We start from the raw sequence: 17,113 nt of genomic DNA, 5'->3' as shown, positions 1-17,113 counted from the left end.
CTGTTTGGCGGCTACAATAGCCATCTCACATAAGCACGGGGGCAGGACGATGGACTGGCAATTCTGGATCGACCGGGGCGGCACCTTTACGGACATCGTGGCGCGCCGTCCTGACGGCAGCCTGGCCACGCATAAACTGCTGTCGGAGAATCCGGGCCAGTACCGCGACGCGGCGCTGGCCGGCATGCGCCAGCTGATGGGCCTTGCGTCCGGCGCGCCCTTGCCCGTGGAACAGGTGGGCGCCATCAAGATGGGCACGACGGTGGCGACCAATGCACTGCTCGAACGCAAGGGCGAGCCCACCGTGCTGGCCATCACGCGCGGTTTTCGCGACGCCTTGCGCATCGCCTACCAGAACCGTCCGCAGCTGTTCGCGCGCCAGATCATCCTGCCGGAACTGCTGTACGGCGACGTGATCGAGATCGATGAACGCCTGGGCGCCCATGGCGAGGTGGTGACGCCGCTCGACGAGTCGTCCGCGCGTACGGCGCTGGCACACGCGCATGCGCGTGGCGTGCGCGCCATCGCCATCGTGCTGATGCACGGCTACCGCTACCATGCGCACGAGGCGCGGCTGGCGCAGCTGGCGCGCGATGCCGGTTTTACGCAGGTGTCCGTGTCGCACGAGGTCAGCCCCATGATGAAACTGGTGGCGCGCGGCGACACCACGGTGGTCGACGCCTACCTGTCGCCGATCCTGCGCCGCTATGTCGACCAGCTGGCGATGGAGCTGCCCGGCGTGCACCTGCAATTCATGCAGTCGAACGGCGGTTTGACGGATGCGCGCGCCTTCCAGGGCAAGGACAGCATTTTGTCCGGCCCCGCCGGCGGCATCGTCGGCATGGTGCGCGCCAGCGCGCTGGCCGGCTTCGATAAAGTCATCGGCTTCGACATGGGCGGCACCTCGACGGACGTGTCGCATTACGCGGGCGAGTTCGAGCGCGTGTTCGAGACGCAGATCGCCGGCGTGCGCATGCGCGCCCCCATGATGAGCATCCACACGGTGGCGGCGGGCGGCGGCTCCATCCTGCATTTCGACGGCGCCCGCTACAAGGTGGGGCCGGACAGCGCGGGCGCCAATCCCGGCCCCGCCAGCTACCGGCGCGGCGGCCCGCTGGCCGTCACCGACTGCAACGTCATGCTGGGCAAGCTGCAGCCCGCCTTCTTCCCCCGTGTCTTCGGCCCCGACGCGAACGAAGCGCTGGACGCGGCCACCGTGCGCGCCCAGTTCGAAGCGCTGGCGCGCACGGTGGACTCGACGCCGGAACAGGTGGCCGAAGGTTATATTGCCATCGCCGTGGGCAATATGGCCAACGCCATCAAGCAGATTTCCGTGCAGCGCGGTCACGACGTCACCGACTATACGCTCACCAGCTTTGGCGGCGCGGGCGGCCAGCATGCCTGCCTCGTGGCCGACGCGCTGGGCATGCGCACGGTCTTCATCCACAGCCTGGCGGGCGTGATGTCGGCCTACGGCATGGGCCTGGCCGACCAGAGCGCCATGCGCGAACGGGCCATCGAGGCGGCCTTGGGCGTGGACCTGGCGCGCCATTTCGAGACCTTGGGCGCGCAGGCGCGGGACGATTTGCTGCGCCAGGGCGTGGACGGGGAGCGCATCGCGCTCGTGCATCGCGTGCACCTGCGCTACGAAGGCACGGATACGTCCCTCGTCGTGCTGTTCGACACGGCCGCCGGCATGCAGGCGCAATTCGAAACTGCATACAAAAAACGCTTTTCCTTTTTGATGCCGGCGCGCGCCCTGATCGTCGAAGCCATTTCCGTGGAAGCCATCGGCGCGTCCGATGCGCCGGAACCGGCCGCGCCCGCGTATGCGCCCCGTGAAGGCGCGCTGGCGCCCGTGCAGACGGTGGCCATGTACTGCGCCGGCGCGTGGCGCGACAGCAGCCTGTATGGGGCGGACAGCCTGCGGCCCGGCGATACTATTGACGGCCCGGCCATCGTCAGCGACGCCAATGCCACCACCGTCATCGAGCCGGGCTGGCGCGCGGACGTGACGGCGCACGGCCATTTGATCTTGCGCAGAGTCGTCGCGGTGCCGGAGCGTGTCGCCATCGGGACGAATGCCGACCCCGTGATGCTGGAAATTTTCAATAATCTGTTCATGTCGATCGCCGAGCAGATGGGCCTGCGCCTGCAGAACACGGCCCATTCCGTCAACATCAAGGAACGGCTCGATTTCAGCTGCGCCATCTTCGACGCCCAAGGCCACCTGATCGCCAACGCGCCGCACATGCCCGTGCACCTCGGTTCCATGGGCGAGAGCATCCGCACCGTCATGACGCGCAATGCGGGCGCCATGCGGCCCGGCGACGTCTTCATGCTGAACGACCCGTACCACGGCGGTACGCATCTGCCCGACGTGACGGTCATTTCCCCCGTGTTTGACGAAGCGGGCGACGCCATCCTGTTCTATGTCGGTTCGCGCGGCCACCATGCCGATATCGGCGGCACCACGCCCGGCTCCATGCCGCCCGATTCCACGCGCATCGAGGAAGAGGGCGTGTTGATCGACAATTTCAAGCTGGTCGACGGCGCCACCGGTTTGCTGCGCGAAGCGGAAACCCTGGCCCTGCTGGCGGGCGCCAGCTGGCCGGCGCGCAACCCGCAGCAGAATTTGGCCGACCTGCGCGCCCAGGTGGCGGCCAACCAGAAGGGGGCCGACGAACTGCATAACATGGTCGCGCATTTCGGCTTGCCTGTCGTGCAAGCCTACATGGGCCACGTGCAGGACAATGCCGAGGAAGCCGTGCGCCGGGTCATCACCACTTTGAAGGATGGCAGCTACGCGCTGGACCTGGATAACGGCGCGCGCATCGAGGTGGCGATCAAGGTGGACGTGGCGCAGCGCAGCGCCGTCCTCGACTTTACGGGGACGTCCGGCCAGCTGCCGAACAATTTCAATGCGCCGTCCGCCGTCTGCATGGCGGCCGTGCTGTACGTGTTCCGCACCCTGGTCGACGACGAGATTCCCCTGAATGCGGGCTGCCTGAAGCCATTGACCGTGATCATTCCGTCCGGCTCCATGCTCAATCCGCAGTATCCGGCCTCCGTTGTGTCGGGCAACGTGGAAACCTCGACCTGCATCACCAACGCCCTGTACGGCGCGCTGGGCGCCATGGCCGCCTCGCAGGGCACGATGAACAATTTCACGTTCGGCAGCGAGAAATATCAGTATTACGAGACGATATCGGGCGGCTCGGGCGCCGGTCCCGGTTTCGACGGCACGGACGTGGTGCAGACCAACATGACCAATTCGCGCCTGACGGACCCGGAAATCCTCGAGTGGCGCTTCCCCGTGCGCCTCGACAGCTACGGCATCCGTGCCGGTTCCGGCGGCGCGGGGCGCTGGCAGGGCGGCAATGGCGGCGTGCGCCGCGTGCGCTTTCTGGAACCCATGACGGCGGCCATCCTGTCGAACAACCGCATTTTTCCGCCGTTCGGCATGGACGGCGGCGCGCCAGGCGCGCTGGGGCGCAACTACGTCGAGCGCGCGGATGGCACGGTGGAGCAGCTCGCGCACATCGGCAAGACCGATATGTGCCCCGGCGACGTGTTCGTCATCGAGACGCCGGGCGGCGGCGGTTACGGCAAGACGGAATAGGCCAGGTCAGCGCTGGCACTGGCTCCGCTCAGCTGCGCGCGCACCTGACCCACGTCGCGCATGGGTGCGCGGCCGAACTGGCGGCTGTATTCGCGGCTGAACTGCGATTCGCTGGCGTAGCCGACGCGGTAGCCGGCCGTGCCCGCGTCGATCTGCTCGACCAGCATCAAACGCCGCGCCTCCTGCAGGCGCAGCAGCTTCTGGTACTGCATCGGCGTCATGGCCGTAATGGCCTTGAAGTGGTGGTGCAGCGAGGACATGCTCATGTTCGCCATGCCGGCCAGGTGCTCGATGCGCAGCGGATGCGCGTAGTGGTGCTTGATCCAGTCGATGGCTTGCGCCACCTGGTGCGACTGGCTGCTGGCCAGCGCCATGTGGCGCAGGCGCGCGCCGACGGGACCATTGAGCAGGCGGTAGGTCAGCTCGCGGCGGATCAAGGGCGCCAGCGTGGCGATTTCCTCCGGCTTGTCGAGCAGGCGCACGAGGCGCAGCATGGCGTCGAGCAGTTCGGCCGACACGTCGCTGACGGAAATGCCGCGCGTGGCGGGCAGGATTTTCTGCTGCGCCGCGCCGGCTGCGCCGCTGGCGCTTTCGCTGTCGAGCAGCGCGGCCACGTCGGCGATGTCGATGCCCAGCACCACGCACAGGTGCGGCTGCTCCACGCTCGCCTCCACCACGCGCACCTGCACCGGCAGGTCGACGGACGTCAGCAGATACTGCATGCGGCTGTAGTGGAAGGTTTCGCTGCCCAGGGTGACGTCCTTCGCGCCTTGCGCGATGATGGCCACGCTGGGACGCGCCGCATGGAACAGCGATTCCGTGACGGACGACTGGCGGTGGAAGGTGAGGTTGCCGATGGCCGTCGTGAAGTCGCCCGTGCGCGGCGCGTGGCGGATGATCAGGGCGGCGATTTCATCTTGCGGAGTAAGTGGCGTGGGCATGGAGGTCAGTATGCGTGAGGCGAGGGAGGGCAGGGGCTGATCTTACGCAGATTTGGAGGATCGTGCAAAGGTCTTGCAGGATCGCGGTAACGGCGGCGCGGCATCTGGGGCACACTTGTGCAATCGCATGCACGGCACGCGTCACCCCTCGCCACACATTACAGATACAGGAGTTTTCATGACCACCATCGCCAAAGGCTACGCCGCACTGGGCCCGACTTCCGCACTGCAACCGTTCACGTTCGAGCGCCGCGCCCCGCGCGCAGACGACGTGGCCATCTCGATCAAATACTGCGGCGTATGCCATTCCGACATCCACCAGGCGCGCGACGAATGGGGCGGTGCCGCCTTCCCCATGGTGCCCGGCCATGAAATCGCGGGCGTCGTCACGGCCGTCGGCGCCAATGTGAGCAAGTTCAATGTGGGCGACCACGTGGGCGTGGGCTGCTTCGTCGATTCCTGCACCACCTGCAAAACGCGCAACGTGGATCTGGAGCAGTACATGCCGGGCCTGATCCAGACCTACAACGGCCTGGAAGCGGACGGCAAGACGGCCACGCAGGGCGGCTACTCGGACAGCATCGTCGTCAAGGAAGGCTATGTGCTGTCGATTCCCGACAACCTGCCGCTGGACGCGGCCGCGCCGCTGCTGTGCGCCGGCATCACCCTGTACTCGCCGCTGAACCACTGGAAGGCCGGCCCCGGCAAGCAGGTCGCCATCCTGGGCATGGGCGGCCTTGGCCACATGGGCGTCAAGATCGCCCACGCCATGGGCGCCGAAGTGACGGTGCTGAGCCAGACCCTGTCGAAGCGCGAAGACGGCCTGCGCCTGGGCGCCGACCATTACTACGCCACCAACGACGCGGAAACGTTCAGCAAGCTGGCCGGCACCTTCGATCTGATCATTTGCACGGTGGGCGCGGCCATCGACTGGAACCAGTACATCAACCTGCTGAAAGTCGATGGCAACATGGTCATCGTCGGCATCCCGGATGGCGCCGTGCCGCCCGTGAACGCCTTCGGCCTGGTGGGCGCGCGCCGCAGCCTGTCCGGCTCCATGATCGGTTCGATCAAGGAAACCCAGGAAATGCTCGATTTCTGCGGCAAGCACAATATCGTGTCCGACATCGAGATCATCCGCATCCAGGATATCAATGAGGCGTTTGAGCGCGTGGTCAAGAGCGACGTCAGGTATCGTTTTGTGATCGACATGGCATCCCTGTAACACCCGGCGCCCCCGTGTTTGTTGGATTACGCGCTTTGCGCTAATCCAACCTACGCATGTCCAGCGGTCCGGTTCGTCTGATTAGTGCGGTAGGTCGGATTAGCGCCTAGGCGCGTAATCCGACAACCCTGCCAGTTCCCCATCCCCGCCCAAAATCAAGCACCAATGTCAATTTTTCTTTCCTTGCGTCAAAAATCGGCATAAAATGAAACCGTACAGTACAGTTTCACTACGTAGATTTAAAAAACCAGCCATCCCCGGCGTGCTTGCCTGGGCAGGGGAGGCGTCATGGATAAAAAATGGACACTTCAGTAAATAAAGGCGCGCCGGCGATCCCGGCGGTCTTCAGGGGCAAGCGGCTTGCCCTGACGGCTTTCGGTATCTTTCTTGGTTTTTCCGGCCTGGCCCTGGCGGCGGGCGGCATCGAACTCATCACCCTTGGCGGTTCCTGGTATTACCTGCCGGCCGGCCTGGGCCTCATTCTCGCCGGCGTGCTGTATCTGCGCCGCAAACCGCTGGCCAGTGCCGTCATCGCCGCGTTGCTCGTCGCGACACTGAGCTGGGCCGTGTGGGAAATCGGCTTTGCCTTCTGGCCGATGGTGCCGCGCCTGGCGCCGTTCCTCGTCATCGGCCTGGTGGCCGCCTTGCTGCATCCGTGGCTGGCCGGGCGTGCTCACGGTGGCCAGTCGCGCGGTTTCGCGGCGCTGTTTGCCGTCGTGCTGGCGGCCGGTTTCGCCTCGATGTTCAAGCCGCATGGCGTGACGGAGGCCACGGCGCAGCCGCAGCAGGATGCGGTGGCGGCCATCAATGACGGCAGCGCCAACTGGGCGCATTACGGCTATGGACCGTCGGGCACACGCTTTGCGCCGTACACGCAGATCGGCAAGGCCAACGTCGAGCAGCTGCAAGTGGCGTGGACCTACCGCTCGGGCGAGCTGGCCGAAGGGGCATCCGAATCGCAAAACACGCCGCTGCAGATCGGCGACACCATTTATACGTGCACGCCGACGAGCAAGGTCATCGCGCTCGACGCGGACACGGGCAAGGAACGCTGGACCTTCGATCCGAAGCCGGCCAACACGAAGACGTGGAACCGCTGCCGCGGCGTCGGCTACTACGAGCCGGCGAAAGTGACAAAGCCGTTCCAGTTCGAGGGCATGCAGGCGGCCAGTGCGCCGGTGGCGGGCGCGTGCGCGAAGCGTATCGTGCAGGTGACCATGGATGCGCGCCTGATCGAAATCGACGCGCAGACGGGCAAGCAGTGCGAGGGTTTTGGCGACAAGGGCTCCGTCGACCTGACGGTCGGCCTGGGCAAGGTCAAGATGAACGTGCCGTACTACGCCTATACGTCCGCACCCACCGTGGCGCGCAACCTGATCATCCTCGGCGGCTGGGTCTTCGACGGCCGCTCGACCGATGAACCGTCGGGCGTCGTGCGCGCCTACAGCGCCGACACGGGGGAGCTGGTGTGGGCCTGGGACCTCGGTAATCCGGCCATCACGAAGCTGCCGCCGGAAGGGCAGACCTACACGCGCAGCACGCCGAACATGTGGTCGGCGCCCGCGTTCGATGATGCGCTGGGCCTGGTCTACCTGCCGACGGGGAACGAGCAGCCGGACTTCTGGGGCGGCAAGCGTCCGCCGCTGACAGAGAAGTATTCGTCGGCCATCGTCGCCCTCGACATGGCCACGGGCCGCGAGCGCTGGACGTATCAAACCGTTCACCACGATATCTGGGATTACGACGTGGCCGCGCAGCCCGCCCTGTACGACGTCCCGGACGGCAAGGGTGGAAAAATACCCGCGCTGGTGCAGCTGACCAAACGGGGCCAGATCTTCATGCTGGACCGCCGCACGGGCAAGCCGATTGCGGACGTGGTGGAAAAGCCCGTGCCGCAAGAGCATGCGGCCGGCGACTGGGTATCCAAAACGCAGCCATATTCGACCGGCATGCCGGCCCTCGGCGCGGAAACGCTGACGGAACGCGACATGTGGGGTGCCACCTTCTTCGACCAGCTGGCTTGCCGCATCAGCTTCCGCAAGCTCAATTACAAAGGGGAGTTCACGGCGCCAAGCACGCAAGAGACCTTGATTTATCCAGGCTACTACGGCGGCTTCAACTGGGGTGGCGCGGCCGTCGATGAAAGAAACGGCTATATGTTCGTCAACGATATCCGCATGCCGCAGGTGGTCAGGCTGGTGCCGCGCGAAACGGTGGACGTGGCCAAGCTGACGGCTGGCCACGGCGTGGGCAGTACCTATCCGATGGATGGCACGCCGTTCGTCATCGATCACAAGGCCTTCAATTCGCCGCTGGGCATACCGTGCCAAAGCCCGCCCTGGGGCGTGTTTGCCGCCATCGACCTGAAAACGCGCACGAAAGTGTGGGAGCGCCCGGCCGGCACGGTGCGCGATGCCGTCATCCACGGCGTGCGCGCAAGCCTGCCCATCCCGCTGGGCATGCCGACCCTGGGCGGCGGCGTCAGTACGGCGTCCGGCCTGGTGTTTTATGCGGGCACGCAGGATTACTATTTGCGCGCCATGGATATCGCCACCGGCCGTGAAGTGTGGAAGGCGCGCATGCCCGTCGGTTCGCAAGGCACGCCGATGACGTATGTGTCGCCCACGTCGGGCCGCCAGTACGTCGTGGTGGTCGCGGGCGGTGCCCGCCAGAGCCCGGACCGGGGGGATTACGTGATAGCATACGCGCTTCCCAAGACACAGTAAGAGTTTGCTTCATGCCCCAGTTGCGCACCGTTCCCGCTTCCCCGAGTACCCGAAGCGAGGAGCGGCGGCGCAAGCTGCTGGTGGCGGCGGCGGACCTCTTCCTCGCCTCCGGCTACGACGGCGTCAGCATGGACGCCATCGTGGCCGAGGCGGGCGGCTCGAAAGCCACCGCCTACCGCTACTTCGGCAGCAAGCAGGAACTGCTGGTGGCCGTGGTCGAGTACCTGTGCGCCGACTTCATCATCGCGCTGCGCCAGCTCGATACGTCGCAGGCGGGCCTGGAGCAGGGTTTGCAGCTGATCCTCGATGAATTGGTGGCCGTCGTCACCAGCCCCCGCCACGTGGATTTCTACCGCCTTGTCGTCACGGGCGCGGCCGCCGTGCCGGCCGTGGGCCAGACCTGGTACGAGCACGGCCCGCAAGTGTGGCACGCCCTGATCCTGCGCCTGCTGGAGCAGCAGCGCACGCAGGGCCGCATCGCGCCCGCCACCTCGTTTTCCAATCTGCCGCAGATCCTGTTCGACGCCGTCTTCTCGCACCTGACCACGCGCACCGTCATGCTGGGGCAGGGCGGCGATGCCGCCACGTTCCGGCCCTTGATCGCGGAGCTGATCGAGCTGGTGGTGGCGAGGGTGGAGCGCAGGTAAGCGGCGAAAAGAGACTTGAGCCCATCGGGCAGCATGCTTTAGCCATAGCATCGCTCCTCCCAAGAACCCGCCGGTCATCCTGTCGCTGACTGTCGTGTCGCTGACTGCCGTGTACGTCCGCTATCGCCCCAAAGCAGCCGTTCACATTTGGTGTATCCATTCCACTTGACCGTCAAGAAGTGTGACCCAAACTCGTACATCTGGAGGATCGACAACTGCCACCGTGGGGTCCGTTACTGCTGGAACGACGTAAATCGCCTCCCACCTGCTCGGCTCTTTGCTGCCAATCCGGCCAGGAAGGATGTACTCAATGGCATTTGACGACAAATATTTCTCAGCAATCCTGAGACACAGATCTTCGGTCATCGCGTTCCTTGGAAATTATCGAATGGCCGCTCCTGGCCGGTTGGAGTCACTCTGCTGATGTCATTGGGGCTTCACGGAGTATGAACCTGCTCGCCATCCGGTTCCAGCTAGCAGCCCGCCCTTGAAGAAATAACAGCTGTCCATACTCATCCATATTTGAATCTCGGTGAGTTAAGCGTAGCCATTTTTCATAAAATACGTCAAAGTCTTCCTGAGTCATTTGAGGTAAAAACTTATCGGTATAATCAAAGATGGCAAGGAACTCAGTGTTAGGCCGCAACGATATTGAGCGCAATGGTTCAATGCCGAGCAAACCCATCAGCAACTCCAATTCGTCGTCACTGGCGAGCGTAACCGAGAAAAACTCGGCACAGGCCGCCGCCATTAAGGCTTCAATCGACAAAGACGCTGTTGCACTTGGTTCGTTTGACGATGCGAATAGATAGCTTTGAATTCTCGCCTCCACTACAGTTGAGATGATATCGACGTCCAGTAGTCCGTCTGCTTCTGGCCGGTTTAAGCCTTATATTTTATTGCCAACGGATTTTCCATCCAGACTCGGCAATGAACTGAGACACGCCGCTCAAAGTCTCCACCCATGAATCAAAAGCACGATTTGGATTTGGACCTCCACTACCGTCCCACCATTCAACGATGAAATAGCCTCCTGTTTTTTCCGGGTCATACTCAACTCGAACCTGATGAGTTGGATGTTCAGAATTCATGATAGTTCCTGTTGTGTTAATTTTTACCATACCTATCTCTGCTCGACGCGGTTTCACTATCTTTCGTCCGTCTGCTCCTGGCCGGTTGCCGTCGTTGGCAAGTTCCACCCCAATTCGGACCTTCGCGATTGGACTGATAGCTAGTAGTCCGAGCCATAGTCGTTGATTGTTATTGGCATACTAAATAAGGCCGCCAGTCTGTTGGCATTGCTCTGAAGCCAGAGTAATGCATCTTCATTAAAATGGTCCGCCGCGAAGAAGACCACAGAGCGTCGATTTTCCAACATCCTTACCTCAAATGAAACAAAGCCAGGACCCTTCGCTCTGCGCATGAAGCAGACTGATAAGGCCTCTATGTTTTCAACGTCAATTGAAATTACTTGGTTTTTTCTGGCTATTCCAATGGAGTTCGAACTACAGTCCTTCCACCCAATTAAATGCCAATACTTGGCATCTACGCAGAGTTCGGCCACACGCGGTGGAGCCCCATCGTGATTGCTCCGGCCGGGAGGAATTGTGAATGGCCATGAAACGCTTTCGTCGAGAACTTCTACTTGAATCATGAATGGCCTCAAACCGGACAGATGGCAATTAATAAAGTCGCGTGAATCGCTTTTGGCCGCTAGCGGCCCATGAGCATAGCGAAATGTCAAGCGAGAAAAGTCACGCATTGTCACGTCAACGCGAATGGCTGCTCTTGGCCGAAGGCCGCCGTCAGCCCCACTGCAATTATTTGCATCGTAGCCATTCATCCCAAATTTGAGAAGCGAGGTCACGATAATCGCTTATCGGCCCGGCAGTCTCGCTGTCGAACCATCTACAAAATTCCTCGTGAACTAAAAGTTGCGCATCGGCTTCAGATTTGGCATGCCTCAGTCGGGGAATAATTGTCCCGACCTCTGGTTCGTATTCGTCTGTGTTCGTTTCAAAATTAATACCAATTGGGTCAGCCTCGAACAGTAGCTTTGATAGCGCATCGAAGAGCTCACGATACTGTAGTCGAACAGCCTTTCTCTTCTCTATCTCGATGCTAACCATCAATACTATCCTGTTTTCCGGCTATAAAAATGACAGTCTGCTCCTGGCCGATAACGGAAGCACTATGCGGCTCTCCAAATTGATTCGAACTCTTGATGGGAAATCGCACTGTACCCTGACTCCGATAAATCGAGAGGCTTTTCTGAGATCCCGCCAAATTCGTCGCTCTCATGCTCGGCACTATAGCAAAGCAGCGGACCAGAATCATACTGTTCTATTTGTCGGGTAACCCAGCCTGCACCATCGACTTCAAAGTACCACCAGGACGTACCCCATGCATCGTACCTGTCACCTCTAGTCTAGTCCCAGTGTCTTTTTACGTAACTTGGCATACTTAAATTGAGTAATGAAGGGTAACGTCAGTCGTCCGCTTCTGGCCGGTTGCCGTCTTGTTATATCTTAACCTCTGATGATAAATTGGAGCTCGTATCAACCCATCGTGGGCGGAGTCCTTTCGCAAACTCCTCCCTTACCTTGGTTAACGAATACTCGTCGCCCATGTCTGCTTCAATTTCACCGATGCAGCCCCAACAGTCGCCACCACAGTCAACTGATAGAGGGTCATCTTTCTGGTCCAGTTTTCGACTGCATATACTGCATGTATTTCGCATCTTCAAACCTCTATACGACTACACGTTGTTTGCGGCCACGGCGAGCTTCGGCTTTTGGCCGGTTGCCGTCGTTGGCAGGTTACGCCCCAAAGTGGACTCTCAAATCCTACCAGCGAGCTATGCAATCATCAGCGTTGCGTTGTCAAACGACTCATCGTCCAATGCTAAAATCACTGCACGCATCAGTTCACAATGCGTAGGCGGCAATTCGTGGCCTTTGTGTGATGTATTCCAGTGTTTGTATAGCATCTCCAACTCCACCTTAAAAGCAGTAAGCGTGGCACCCGAAAGGCAGAATCCCGCCTCAGAATCAGCTCGTTCTGTAATTGTACTAATCGTTGGCAGCCCGATATCGAAGCTAGCGGCTTCCCAATAGAGATACACGGTCTGAGCGGAACCCAAGTACAGATTGATGGTTGGCTCAATCGCTGTAGACTGTTTAAATATCATCAGATGATAGGCCACTTAGTTCCTTTAAGTCGCGAGTTGGGCGTCCGCTGCTGGCCGCCAGCGGCCCACGAGCATAACGAATTATCAAGCGAGAAAAGTCACGCATTGTCACCTCAACGTGAATGGCCGTTTGTGGCGGCGGATTCTATCGGTGGTCGCAGCACCTTGGAGTACGCTAAAGTCAAGCGGCCAGCGCAAGCTTCTGCTTGGGCCAGACGCCAGACGCCATGTCGCGCCGATTCTGATGGCAACTGCATCATCAGCATGCAAAATCGCCGGTCCCATCGAGCGCTCCCGGCAGAAGATGGGCCAGGCTGTTGTCGCCAACTGTAACGTTATCACGCGCAGAAGCAGGCGCTCTGCCGCGGCTGCTCCGGCCGGGGCGATGGACTCGTTCCGCCCCGGGTCGCGTTGCACCAGGGGCGAATGATATAGTGGCGGAAATGTATACACTGAAAGAAACTACCATGAAAAACGATGCAAGCACTCGCCCGCCAGCCAGCCAGGCACCTGCCAGGCTCAGCAAAGGGGACTTCGTCACCGCACTGCGCAAGCAGCTGCAAGAAGAAGGAAAGGCTGGCAAGTCCAGCGTGGACGTACGCGCTGCGACCCTGCACACGGACGTTGGCGTGTATCCGGCGCGCGGCCACTCGATGCCGACTTGTTGCACGGTGATGTATGAAGAGATGCAGCCCGGTGACGAGATTCTGCTGACGCCATCCGGCGGCAAGGGACCGACGCTGCTGGTACGGTATAAACTCCCGCGCTGATCGAACCTTGCCCTGTGCCGTGAACGGGTGTTCACGGCGCCGCTCTGGCTTGCGGCGGCAAGCGGCGGACAGAGGCCGCTCAGCGGATGTTCAGTGCCGGTACCTTTGAAAACGCTTCCGCGATGAAGTCCATGAACACGACGGCCCGCGTTGGCAGCAGCCTGTTTGCGACATAGACGATTTGAACCGGAACGGGCAGGGCAGTGTGCGCCGTCAGGAGCAGCTGCAAATTGCCATTCCTGAGTCCTTCCTCGAACAGCCACTGCGGCCCATGTCCGATACCGAGTCCCGCATTGACCAGTTCGCGCACGGCCTCGGGTGAGTTTACCCGTACCTTTCCCGATACTGCTACTTCCGTATCGCGGAAGCGCCATGTGGCACCCGACGACAGCAGCGTGTAGATCACGCAATCGTGCCCGCGCAGATCATCGGGCGTGACCGGCACGCCGCGTCTGGCGAGATAGCCCTTGCTGGCGACGAACACGCGCTCGAACAGGCCGATGCGCCGCGCGCGCAGGGCGCTGTCTTCCAGATGGCCGATCCGAATTGCCAGTTCCGCTCCTTCATCGACGAGACCCACATAGCGATCATTGATCTGGAGATCGAGCGCCAAGCCGGGATAGCGCTCCAGAAAGGCGGGGACATGCGGCAACACAAATGCATGCGCCAGAGCGGTCGGGCATGCGACGCGCAGCAATCCGGACGGATCGACGTTCTCCCTGAAGGACGATTCGGACTCGTCGACGGCGTCAAGGATGCGCCGCACTTCCGCATAGTAGCGTTCCCCTTCGGGCGTGAGGGCAAGCTTGCGCGTGGAGCGGTGCAGCAGCCGCGTCTGCAGATGCTCTTCCAACGCCGCCACATGACGGCTGACGTTGGGCTGCCCCAGGCCCAGGTCGCGGCCGGCAGCGGAGAAGCTCCCCGTCTCCACCGCGCGCGCGAAGCATGTCATCAAAAGAAACCGGTCCAAAGTTACTCTCCCCGATTCATGCAATTTGAGCATGAATCATATGCAAAGATACGATCTTATCGAATTTCAAGCATGAGCGCATAGTTCTTCCCGCGGCAGGTCAGCCAACGCTGGTTGACCATGAATCACCTACAGGAGAATTTTATGTCCCGCTTGCAAGGAAAACGTACTCTTATCACCGGCGGCACCAGCGGCATCGGCCTTGAAACAGCCAGGCAGTTCCTCGCCGAAGGCGCGCGCGTCATCGTCACCGGCGTCAATCCGGAATCCATCGAGAAGGCCAGGAAAGAACTTGGCGCCGAGGTTCTCGTGCTGCGCGCCGATTCCGCCAGTTTCGCCGCCCAACAGGAGTTGGCGCAAGCCGTCCAGGCGCACTACGGCCAGCTCGATATCGCTTTTCTCAACGCTGGCGTATCCGTCTGGAAACCGATCGAAGCGTGGACGGAGGAAATGTTCGACCGTTCGTTCGACATCAACGTCAAGGGTCCCTATTTCCTGATCCAGGCGCTGCTGCCAGTGTTCGCGAACCCCGCATCGGTGGTGCTCAACACATCGGTCAGCGCGCACGTGGGCTCGGCGCATTCATCGGTATATGCCGCGACCAAGGCCGCATTCTTGAACTTGTCGAAAACGCTGTCGGGCGAACTGCTGGCACGCGGCATTCGCGTCAACGCCGTCAGTCCCGGCCCGGTCGAAACGCCGCTGTACGACAAGCTCGGCATCCCGGATGCCTACCGCGATCAGCTCAACAAGGACATTACCGCAACGATTCCGTTCGGCCGCTTCGGCACGCCGGAGGAAGTGGCCAAGGCGGTGTTATACCTCGCTTCCGACGAGTCCCGCTGGACTGTCGGCTCCGAAATCATCGTTGACGGCGGCCGTACGCTTAACGGTTGACGTCACACAACTGCCGAACTATACGGATGCGCCCGCTCCGAATGCGTGAGCGGGCTTCATTTTGAAACAGAGTATTCAATTGCGCAAACGGCGGCGATGGGACGGCCCACCTTGTCGAACGGCTTGTTGTCGATTGACAGGCAGGGCGCAGGCAAGAGTCAGGTCGCAATACCATACTTGTGCTGCGTAGCCGCATACTGCTGCTTGAGCGACTCCAGCTGCGGATGCCTGGGGTCGATCTTGCGGATCACCTGCATCTGGTGCTGCGCCTGTTCAGCGAGCGGGGCTTCCCAGCCCAGCATGTTGAGCTGGCGCAGGATGGCCTCGACGGAGGCGAACAGCACGGGCAGGTTGCCCGGCGTCTTGCGCAGGGCCTGGCGCAGCACGAAGACGGCGCCCTTGAGTTCTCCGCTTTCCGCCTTGCTGGCCGCATCCTGCATCAATTCCTGCACCTGGTTCGTGATCTGCTGACCCATGCCTTGCGCCAGGTCGTGGCGGCCCGCTTTTTCAAAGACATCGACGGCCGCTTCCATCGTCACGTCGCTGTCGGCTTCGTTGACGAGTTTCATCATGACGTCGGACGCGGCCTGTTCCAGGTTGTTCTTCAGGCAGCTTTGCACGAGGCCCACCTTCAGCTGCGTCGACAGGCCCCGCGCGTCGTCCAGGGCGGCGGCGGCCAGTTGCAGTTCGGTGGCGGCGGCGATGTCGTTGCCCGACAGTTCATGCAGCATGGCGGCCGAGATGGCGCGGCATGCTTCCACGTTGGCGCTGCCCCGCAGGGAGCGCTCCATGTCGCGCAGCACGCCGCTCGCTTGCGGCGCGTCGCCCTTTTTTACCAGCGTTTTTACCAGGTTGACGTGGTCTTCCGGGTCGCGGAATTCGGAGTACTTGGCCTTCGTGACGACCTGTTTATACGCTCGTTCGGCCGCGCCGATGTCGCCCGTGTCGAAGGCGATGCCGCCCAGGTGGCGCAAGCGGCGTACCATGTGCGGCGAGATGGCCACCGCGTCCTCGAGGATTTTCTTGGCCTGCAGTTGCTGGCCCATGGCTTCATGGTTTTGCGCCAGCAAGTCGTAGGCGGCCATGAAGCGGGGATAGGTCTCCACCAGTTCCAGCAGCGCTTCCTGCGCATCCTCGTGGCGCTGCTGTTCGAACAGGGTGCGCGCCAGGCCCAGGTGCGCCCAGGCCATGGGCCGCGTGGCCAGCATGTCGGCGTAGAGCTGTTCCGCTTCCTTCCATTCGTCCAGGCTGATGTGCAGTTCGGCGCGCAGGCGGGCGAAATCGGCCGCCAGGCGCGGGTGCTGCAGTTCGGCCGCGCGGCAGCTTTTCACGGCTTCGCGCAGGTCACCCTTGTCGATCAGCTGATACGTGGGCAGAAAAACGGCGCGCCGCTCGATGGCGCGCGCGATGCGGCCGCTCAGCACGTCGACGGTGAACGGTTTTAATATGTAGTCGGACGGGGTCAGCTCCGCTGCGCTGATCACCTTGCTGTGGATGGCCTCCGAGGTCAGCATGATGAAGATCGTCCACAGGCCGATCAGCTTATGGTGGCGCAAGTCTTCCAGCAATTGCTGGCCATCCTGGCCATCCGTGCCGCTGCCAAGGTCGTATTCGCACAGGATGATGTCGAACGGTTTCTTCATCAGCAAGCGGATGGCCGTGCCGGCATTGACGGCATATTCCACCTTGGTGATGGCGGCCTGGTTCAGCATATTGTGCAGATTGCCCCGCATGCTGGGGTTCGGGTCGACGATCAGGACAGATAAGTCGCTAGTTTCTGGCATGGTTCAGCTCTCGTTCATCTGTTCGGTCATTTGCGGGAACTCTTCTTATATGTAGCTGCCTGGCAGTATTGTTTTTTATCAGCATACTGCAAAGCCGCCCGACACTGCCAGCAAAATGCATGCAATCGGGTGCCGTGCGCAAGGGCAGGCGCGTCCAGCGCCGTCCGGCGTTGTATTTCATGACATGAGCGCCCCTTGCGACGGTGCGGGCGCCTGTTTTTCCGGCCATTCCCTGACTACCGTGATAGTATTCTAAAATGCAACACCTGTTGCATGCCGCACCACGTCGCGGCAAGGCATGCGCAAGGCTTTAACGGGCGCTTTATCCCTCTCTGGTGTCG

13 protein-coding genes are annotated in these 17,113 nt (G+C 61.4%); 6 read left to right on the top strand and 7 right to left on the bottom strand.

Translation table 11 applies throughout. The features are described 5' to 3' along the window. Positions 1–49 precede the first annotated feature (49 nt). On the top strand, positions 50–3,622 hold the full coding sequence (locus OX462_RS14760; RefSeq protein WP_409026410.1) for a hydantoinase B/oxoprolinase family protein: 3,573 nt from the start codon (positions 50–52) through the stop codon (positions 3,620–3,622). On the opposite strand, the gene OX462_RS14755 is transcribed toward OX462_RS14760, so the two are convergent. Further along, the gene (locus tag OX462_RS14755; protein WP_409026409.1) at positions 3,604–4,563 is read right to left on the bottom strand and encodes an AraC family transcriptional regulator; all 960 of its coding nucleotides are present in this window, start codon (positions 4,561–4,563) and stop codon (positions 3,604–3,606) included. The two genes, OX462_RS14760 and OX462_RS14755, sit on opposite strands and share 19 nt — an antisense overlap. 178 nt (positions 4,564–4,741) lie before the next feature. Between OX462_RS14755 and OX462_RS14750 the strand changes: the two genes are divergently transcribed. The 3 genes from OX462_RS14750 (at position 4,742) to OX462_RS14740 (ending at position 9,161) form a co-directional block, all read left to right on the top strand. Continuing rightward, positions 4,742–5,788, top strand: coding sequence for an NAD(P)-dependent alcohol dehydrogenase (locus OX462_RS14750; RefSeq protein WP_409026408.1), 1,047 nt, complete (start codon positions 4,742–4,744; stop codon positions 5,786–5,788). Between the two features lie 299 nt (positions 5,789–6,087). Beyond that, positions 6,088–8,514: a membrane-bound PQQ-dependent dehydrogenase, glucose/quinate/shikimate family gene (locus OX462_RS14745; protein WP_409026407.1), complete on the top strand. Its 2,427-nt coding sequence runs from the start codon at positions 6,088–6,090 to the stop codon at positions 8,512–8,514. Positions 8,515–8,525: 11 nt separating this feature from the next. Further along, positions 8,526–9,161 (top strand): TetR/AcrR family transcriptional regulator, encoded by a 636-nt coding sequence (locus tag OX462_RS14740; protein ID WP_409026406.1) that lies wholly within the window; start codon positions 8,526–8,528, stop codon positions 9,159–9,161. Between the two features lie 412 nt (positions 9,162–9,573). Here the strand turns inward: OX462_RS14740 and OX462_RS14735 are convergent, their stop codons facing one another. From OX462_RS14735 to OX462_RS14720, 4 genes are all read right to left on the bottom strand, one after another. After that, complete coding sequence (locus OX462_RS14735) at positions 9,574–9,930, bottom strand: hypothetical protein (RefSeq protein WP_409026405.1); 357 nt, start codon at positions 9,928–9,930, stop codon at positions 9,574–9,576. Between the two features lie 127 nt (positions 9,931–10,057). Then, positions 10,058–10,252 carry a hypothetical protein gene (locus OX462_RS14730; protein WP_143450122.1) on the bottom strand — a complete coding sequence of 65 codons (195 nt, stop codon included), beginning with the start codon at positions 10,250–10,252 and terminating at the stop codon, positions 10,058–10,060. A gap of 140 nt (positions 10,253–10,392) precedes the next feature. Then, on the bottom strand, positions 10,393–11,028 hold the full coding sequence (locus tag OX462_RS14725) for a hypothetical protein (RefSeq protein ID WP_409026404.1): 636 nt from the start codon (positions 11,026–11,028) through the stop codon (positions 10,393–10,395). 990 nt (positions 11,029–12,018) lie between these two features. Beyond that, a complete protein-coding gene (locus tag OX462_RS14720; protein WP_230503471.1) occupies positions 12,019–12,366 on the bottom strand; it encodes a hypothetical protein in 348 nt (115 codons plus the stop codon). 452 nt (positions 12,367–12,818) lie between these two features. Between OX462_RS14720 and OX462_RS14715 the strand changes: the two genes are divergently transcribed. Further along, positions 12,819–13,121 carry an HNH endonuclease gene (locus OX462_RS14715; RefSeq protein ID WP_070310833.1) on the top strand — a complete coding sequence of 101 codons (303 nt, stop codon included), beginning with the start codon at positions 12,819–12,821 and terminating at the stop codon, positions 13,119–13,121. 79 nt (positions 13,122–13,200) lie between these two features. Here the strand turns inward: OX462_RS14715 and OX462_RS14710 are convergent, their stop codons facing one another. Further along, entirely contained in the window at positions 13,201–14,124 is a 924-nt protein-coding gene (locus OX462_RS14710) for a LysR family transcriptional regulator (protein WP_409026403.1), read from the bottom strand. Between the two features lie 111 nt (positions 14,125–14,235). Between OX462_RS14710 and OX462_RS14705 the strand changes: the two genes are divergently transcribed. Further along, positions 14,236–14,988 (top strand): SDR family oxidoreductase, encoded by a 753-nt coding sequence (locus OX462_RS14705; protein WP_409026402.1) that lies wholly within the window; start codon positions 14,236–14,238, stop codon positions 14,986–14,988. Between the two features lie 158 nt (positions 14,989–15,146). On the opposite strand, the gene OX462_RS14700 is transcribed toward OX462_RS14705, so the two are convergent. After that, positions 15,147–16,772 carry a response regulator gene (locus OX462_RS14700; protein ID WP_070288250.1) on the bottom strand — a complete coding sequence of 542 codons (1,626 nt, stop codon included), beginning with the start codon at positions 16,770–16,772 and terminating at the stop codon, positions 15,147–15,149. Positions 16,773–17,113: the final 341 nt, after the last annotated feature.

This window comes from Janthinobacterium aestuarii (genome assembly GCF_046113285.1).
GTDB lineage: Bacteria > Pseudomonadota > Gammaproteobacteria > Burkholderiales > Burkholderiaceae_D > Janthinobacterium.
This window is presented reverse-complemented; position numbering and strand designations above follow the sequence as displayed.